A 6,172-nucleotide genomic window follows, 5' to 3' on the forward strand; every position below is an offset into this window, starting at 1 on the left:
CGTTGCCGTGCTGGTCGGCGAAGACCTGCACCTCGACGTGCCGTGGCGACTCGACGTACCGCTCGATGAAGAGCGTCCCGTCGCCGAAGGACGAGATGGCCTCACGCTGGGCGGTGAGAATCGTCTGTTCCAGCTCGGCGTGGTCGTCGACGCGGTGCATCCCCTTGCCACCGCCCCCGGCGGACGGCTTGACCAGCAGCGGGGTGGAGATGGCCCGGGCGCGCTCAATCGACCCTTCGGGATCGGCATCGACGGTGACGCTGTCGAGCACAGGCACCCCGGAAGCTCGGGCGATCTCCTTGGCCCGGATCTTGCCGGCCATTTCGATCATCGCCTGCGGAGGCGGGCCGACCCAGGTCAGGCCTCGCTCGATGACCGCTGCGGCGAACTCCGCGTTCTCCGCGAGGAACCCGTATCCGGGGTGGATCGCGTCGGCGCCGGTCCGCTGCGCAGCGTCGAGGATCAGCTCGTGGTCGATGTACGGCGAGCTCGTCGCATCGTCGCCCAGCGCGACCGCGCTATCGAGGTCGTCGAGGTAAGCCGCGTTGCGGTCGGACTCGGCATAGACCCCGACCGTACGGATCCCGAGGCGGGTCGCAGTGCGGGCGATCCGGCTGGCGACCTCACCGCGGTTGGCGACGAGAACAGTGGTGATGGAGTTTGAATACACGAGGGTCACATCCTGAAGACGGCGAAGTTCTTGGGCTCCGGGTCGCCCGCCCCGACGGCGGCGGACAGAGCGATGGACAGCACGGTGCGGGTGTCACGCGGGTCGATGACCCCGTCGTCCCACAGGTGACCGGTGGAGAAGAGCGCGGTTGACTCGCGGTCGATCTGGCCCTCTACCGCGGCTCTCTGCTCCGCGTCAGCGGCCTCGTTGAACTCGGCACCAGCCTTCTCGGCGGCGTTGCGCCGAACGATCGACAGCACGCCCGCCAACTGCTTGCCGCCCATGACCGCGATTCGGTGGCTGGGCCAGGTGAAGACGAAGCGGGGGTCATAGGCCCGACCGGACATTGCGTAGTTGCCGGCTCCATAGCTCGCACCCACCATGAGGGTCAGGTGCGGGACCGAGGAATTGGACACGGCGTTGATGAGCTTGGCGCCGTCCTTGATGATGCCCCCCTGCTCATAACGGGTTCCCACCATGAAGCCGGTGATGTTGTGCACGAACAGCAGCGGGGTGCGCGACTGGTTGGCCAACTGGATGAAGTGCGCGCCCTTCTGCGCCTCCTCGGAGAACAGGATGCCGTTGTTGGCGAGGATGCCGATCCGTCGCCCGGCCAGCGTTGCCCATCCGCACACCAGATTCGCCCCGTAGGCCGGCTTGAACTCGTCGAACCGGGAACCGTCGACCACCCTCACGATGACCTCACGAATGTCGTACGGCACGCGCGGGTTCGCGGACGGGATACCCAGTAACTCCTCCGGATCGAAGAGCGGCTCGTCTCCGGCCTCGCGGATCGCGTGGGGGCGGATATCCCCCAGGTTGCGCACTAAATCCCGCGCCATCCGCACGGCCTCGAACTCATCGCCAGCCAGATAGTCGGCCAGGCCGGAGGTGCGGGCGTGCATCTCCGCGCCACCCAACTCCTCCTCATCGGCGTCTTCATCGGTGGCCATCTTGACCAGCGGCGGTCCGCCGAGGAACACCTGGGCCTGGTCGCGGACGAAAATCGTGTAGTCCGACATTCCCGGTACGTAAGCACCGCCCGCGGTCGAGGAACCGAACACCACCGCGATCGTCGTTACCCCTGCCCCAGAGAGACGACTGATCTCCTTGAACACCGAACCGCCCGGCACAAAAATCTCCGACTGGCGAGGAAGATCAGCACCGGCAGACTCCACCAGGTTGATCAGCGGCAGTTTGTTGATGCGGGCGATTTCGTAGGCGCGGAGAATCTTCTTGACCGTAGACGGACTTTGGCTGCCGCCGCGGACGGTGCCGTCATTGCCGACGATCATCACCTCGGTGCCCTCGACCACACCGATGCCCGTGACTACGCCCGCGCCCAGCGGGTCGCCTGCGCCGTAGCCGGCCAGGGTGGACAACTCAAGGAACGCCGAACCGCGGTCTACGAGCAACTCGATCCGCTCACGGACCAGCAGTCGTCCACGCTCATGATGACGGGCGATGTACTTCTCACCGCCGGTGACCTGCGCCTGCTGCTGTAGTTCCTCGATCTCGTTGAGGGCAGCGAGCATCGCCGCCCTATTCTCGGCGTACTCCGCCGATCTGGTGTCGAGGGTTGAGATTCTGGATGACATCGGTTGGGCTCCTTGGAAAGAACTCTGACTACGTCGGTCACCGGGAGACAGCGGGTTCAGTTACTGCCGTACGGCTTCTGTGGGTTCCGCTTCAGCGGTCTGCCGACGGCCGCTCGGGGCCGTTCGTGACTGCGACGACCTAGGCCGAATAGTCAGTGTCAGTGACTCGTGCGGGTCACTTGTCGAGGAAAATGTCCAGTTCAAGCTGGCTGAGCGGGCCACCGTAGATGGAGAAGTCCGTGACACCTTCTTCGGTGAGGACATCGTCGTCGATGAAGAAGTTGCCCGTACATTCACGCGGGTCGCGGGTGAAGATCGCGTGGGCTGCGTCGGCCATGATCTCCGGGGTGCGGCTGCGTGCGATCATCTCGTCGCCGCCAAGGATGTTGGCCACGGCTGCGGTGGCGATGGTGGTGCGCGGCCACAAACTGTTCGCGGCGATCCCGAGGCCCTTGAGTTCCTCGGCTAGGCCGAGCGTCACCAAGCTCATGCCGTACTTGGCGATCGTGTATCCGAGGTGCGCTCCCGCCCACCGGGGATTGAGGTTGAGCGGCGGGGACAGGGTGAGGATGTGCGGGGCCTCTGACTGTTCTAGGTGCGGCAGGGCTGTCTTGGCCAGCAGGAACGACCCTCGACAGTTGATGTCCTGCATGAGGTCGTACTTCTTCATGGCTAGTTCGGCGGTGGGGGACAGGTCGATTGCGCTGGCGTTGTTTACGACGATGTCGATGCTGCCGAATTCTCCGACGGCCCTATCGACTGCCTGCTTTACGGATTCCTCCTCCCGCACGTCACCCACCACGGCCAGGGCCCGACCGCCCGCGGCCTCGATCTCAGCGGCCGCGGTGTGCACGGTTCCCTCAAGTGCGGGGTGCGGCGTGTCGGTCTTGGCGAGCATCGCGATATTGGCACCGTCTCGGGCGGCCCGCAGCGCGATGGCGAGGCCGATGCCGCGGCTACCGCCGGACATCAGGATGGTGCGTCCGGCCAGGGAGCGATTGGAAGAGGTCATGAGTTGAAGCCTGCTCTGCGGGGTTGTTGGGGAACTGGGGATCGTTCAGCGGCGCGCCGCGGGCGCGGGGTCAGCGACTGACGGCGGAGTTCGGGCCGCCCAGGTTCTGTCGAAGGATTCGCTTGAGGATTTTCCCGGTGGCCGTGCGTAGGATTTCATCGACGAGCACGACCTCGGAGGGGGCCTTGAAGTGAGCAATGCGGTCGCGGGTCCACTGCCGCAGTTCCTCGGCCTCGATCGTCCCGCCGTCGGAGGGAGCCACCACAGCCACCACCCGTTCGCCCCACTTGGCGTCAGGCACGCCGATGACCGCCACCTCGCGAACCTCTGGATGCTGGTACATCACCTGTTCGACCTCGATGGGGTAGACGTTCTCGCCGCCGGTGATGATCATGTCCTTCTTGCGGTCCACCAGGGTGTAGAAGCCTTCCTCGTCGACGTGGGCCAGGTCCCCGGTGTGGAACCAGCCGCTTCGCAGCGCCTTGGCGGTCTCGTCGGGCTTGTTCCAGTAACCGATGAACACATTGGGTCCACGGACGCACAGCTCGCCGACCTCGCCGAGCGGCACTTGCTCGCCCTCCTCGTTGACGATGCGGAAGTCGTTGAACTGTGCGGGCCGACCAATGGAGCCGGCGTGAGCGACGACGTCCTCCGGCTGGAGGCAAGCCGCTATGGGGGCGGTCTCGGTCATCCCGAACCCTTCGGTGAACTCCATGCCGGCCTCCCGCAGGGCGGTGATCACTGTAAGTGGGCACGGTGCCCCGCCGCTGATCCCCGATCGCAGGGAGGACAAGTCCGCGGAGGCGATGGCTGCAGACTGAGCCACGGCGGCCCACATCGCAGGGACGAGGAACGCTTTGGTCACCCCGTGGCGGGCCACCCCGTCGAGCCAGGCGTCAGGGGTGAAGGCCTCGGTGGTGACCACTGAGCCACCGACGAATAGGAACGGCAGGGTGTGCACCCCAAGCGCGCCGATGTGGAACAGCGGTGCGGCGGAGATGGTGATGTCGGTGCGGCCGAGGCCGGAGTCGAAGCCCATGGCGTTGACCGCGTTGTAGAAAAAATTCCCGTGGGTGAGCATGGCGCCCTTCGGGCGGCCCGTGGTGCCCGAGGTGTACATGAGTACGCAGATCTCATCGTGGGAGATCTCGCGCTCCACCCGCTCGGGCGACCCCCCGGCGAGGAACTGTTCGTAGCCCCCACCACCGGCGTTACGGCGCTCGGCGAGGGTCGGCACTGCTACCGAGAGTTGGATCCGTCGGTTCCCGGCGGTGGCGTCCGCGGCCAGCTCGGCGAATGAGGTGCTGTGGAAAAGGAACGAGGAACCGGAGTCATCCAAAATGTAGGCCACCTCCGAGGCGTGGAGGCGGAAGTTGACGGGCACCGCGATCGCGCCGAGCTTGGCCACCGCGAAGTAGATCTCCAACATCTGTGGGCTGTTGAGCAGGAGCATCGCCACGCGGTCGCCGCGCTGGACCCCGCTGGCGTTCAGAGCCGCTGCTAGCCGGTTTGTCCGCTCCTCGAGCTGAGCGTAGGTGGTCTGGTAGCCACCGACATCGTCAATGAGCGCCGTCCGCTGTCCGTTGCGCAGAGCGTGTCGGGTGATCCAAGAGCCGTATCCGTGATCAGTCATGGAGTGACCTTAACCACACTCGAAGAAATAAACAATCCAGATGGATTGTTTTCTCAGGTTGTCGCCGCCATGCAGGATTCTGGCACCATCACTAACGCCGGAAGGAGGCGAGCGCATCATGCTGACCGAGCCGAAACAGGACCGGAGCCGGGCCACGAGGAAACGGTTACTCGAAGCGACCGTGGAGTGCATCGCCGAGATGGGGTGGGTCGCGTCGACCAACGCTGTGATCGCGGACGCTGCCGGCATTAGCCGCGGTGCTCTCCAGCACCACTTCCCCTCCCGGGAGAAGCTGGGTGTGGCCGCACTGGAGTACATGTTCGAGCAGCGCACCTCTCTGATCCTCGCCGTGGCCCCGCCGAAATCCAGCGGCGTGGACCGCGTGCGGTCCGCGGTGGACAGCCTGGCCAACGTGTACGCCGGGGACTTGTTTCGAGCAGCCCTGCAGATGTGGTCCGCCGCAGCGGTCGACGAGTGGGTCCGCGAAGCGGTCACTCCACTGGAGCGCCGCTTCGCCCAGGAGGCGCATCAGCTCGCGGTACGCTTACTAGGGGTTGACGACTCCGATCCGCGGGTTCGCGCGCTCGTGCAGGCGACGCTAGACCTCTGCCGCGGCCTGGCCTTGGCAGGCGTTTTGACCGACGACTCGCGGAGACGGGGATACGTGCTGAGCGCGTGGGTGGACCAGTTGGCCCAAGGGCTCACTCGCGACTAGGAGGCCAAACTACGCACCGCGACCGTTGGCAGTAGGCCGGCGTGGAGTGAGCCTCCGACTGGACGTTGTTTGACTCTTCCTGCTTGAACGCACTACCGCCGTGCTCAACATGCTGACCCGGGCGCGAGTGCGACTGTCCACCGCCTATTTCCGCACCTCGCGAGAGGGGTCGATGCAGAATTCGCGAATGTGTCGCAGGAAGCGCGAATCCCGCTGAAGAGTCGCAGGCGAGAGTGGTAATCGACATGCTGTCTGTGGCCTGGGTTCGCAATCGGACAGACTTTTAGTTATCGACTCGACGCGCACCTACGCGCAGGTCAGGTACGGCCCGAGTGTCCGCGTACGCCACGGGCGTCGTCAAGTGAAAGTTAACGCTCCCGACAAGTGTTACTGATTAAGTGCCGGGTTGCGGGGTGTCGAGTTCCCGGCGGTGGCCCGGCCAAGACGCCATGGCGCATCGGCTTCCTTTACGCCGGCCCTGGGCGTGGGTCCGGGTGTGGGTTCCGGCTGTGACCTTCGCCGGTAAATGGCGGTGTTCTGTCGA

At 65.2% G+C, this 6,172-nt stretch carries 5 protein-coding genes; 1 reads left to right on the forward strand and 4 read right to left on the reverse strand.

Features of this window, described 5'->3' with window-relative positions:
* The 4 genes from H483_RS0119280 to H483_RS26830 all read right to left on the reverse strand — a co-directional run.
* Window positions 1–670, reverse strand: a 670-nt coding sequence (locus H483_RS0119280) for a biotin carboxylase N-terminal domain-containing protein (RefSeq protein WP_305809410.1), incomplete at its 3' end; no start/stop codon positions are given.
* Window positions 671–675: 5 nt separating this feature from the next.
* Window positions 676–2,268 carry an acyl-CoA carboxylase subunit beta gene (locus H483_RS26820; protein ID WP_031264724.1) on the reverse strand — a complete coding sequence of 531 codons (1,593 nt, stop codon included), beginning with the start codon at window positions 2,266–2,268 and terminating at the stop codon, window positions 676–678.
* Between the two features lie 175 nt (window positions 2,269–2,443).
* Window positions 2,444–3,280, reverse strand: a complete 837-nt coding sequence (locus tag H483_RS26825; protein ID WP_031264725.1) for an NAD(P)-dependent oxidoreductase — start codon at window positions 3,278–3,280, stop codon at window positions 2,444–2,446.
* A gap of 70 nt (window positions 3,281–3,350) precedes the next feature.
* On the reverse strand, window positions 3,351–4,913 hold the full coding sequence (locus H483_RS26830) for a long-chain fatty acid--CoA ligase (RefSeq protein WP_017836384.1): 1,563 nt from the start codon (window positions 4,911–4,913) through the stop codon (window positions 3,351–3,353).
* A 118-nt stretch (window positions 4,914–5,031) separates the two neighbouring features.
* Between H483_RS26830 and H483_RS26835 the strand changes: the two genes are divergently transcribed.
* Window positions 5,032–5,628, forward strand: a complete 597-nt coding sequence (locus H483_RS26835) for a TetR/AcrR family transcriptional regulator (protein WP_017836385.1) — start codon at window positions 5,032–5,034, stop codon at window positions 5,626–5,628.
* The last annotated feature ends 544 nt before the right edge of the window (window positions 5,629–6,172 follow it).

This window comes from Dietzia sp. UCD-THP (genome assembly GCF_000349585.1).
In the GTDB taxonomy this organism is placed as follows: domain Bacteria; phylum Actinomycetota; class Actinomycetes; order Mycobacteriales; family Mycobacteriaceae; genus Dietzia; species Dietzia natronolimnaea_A.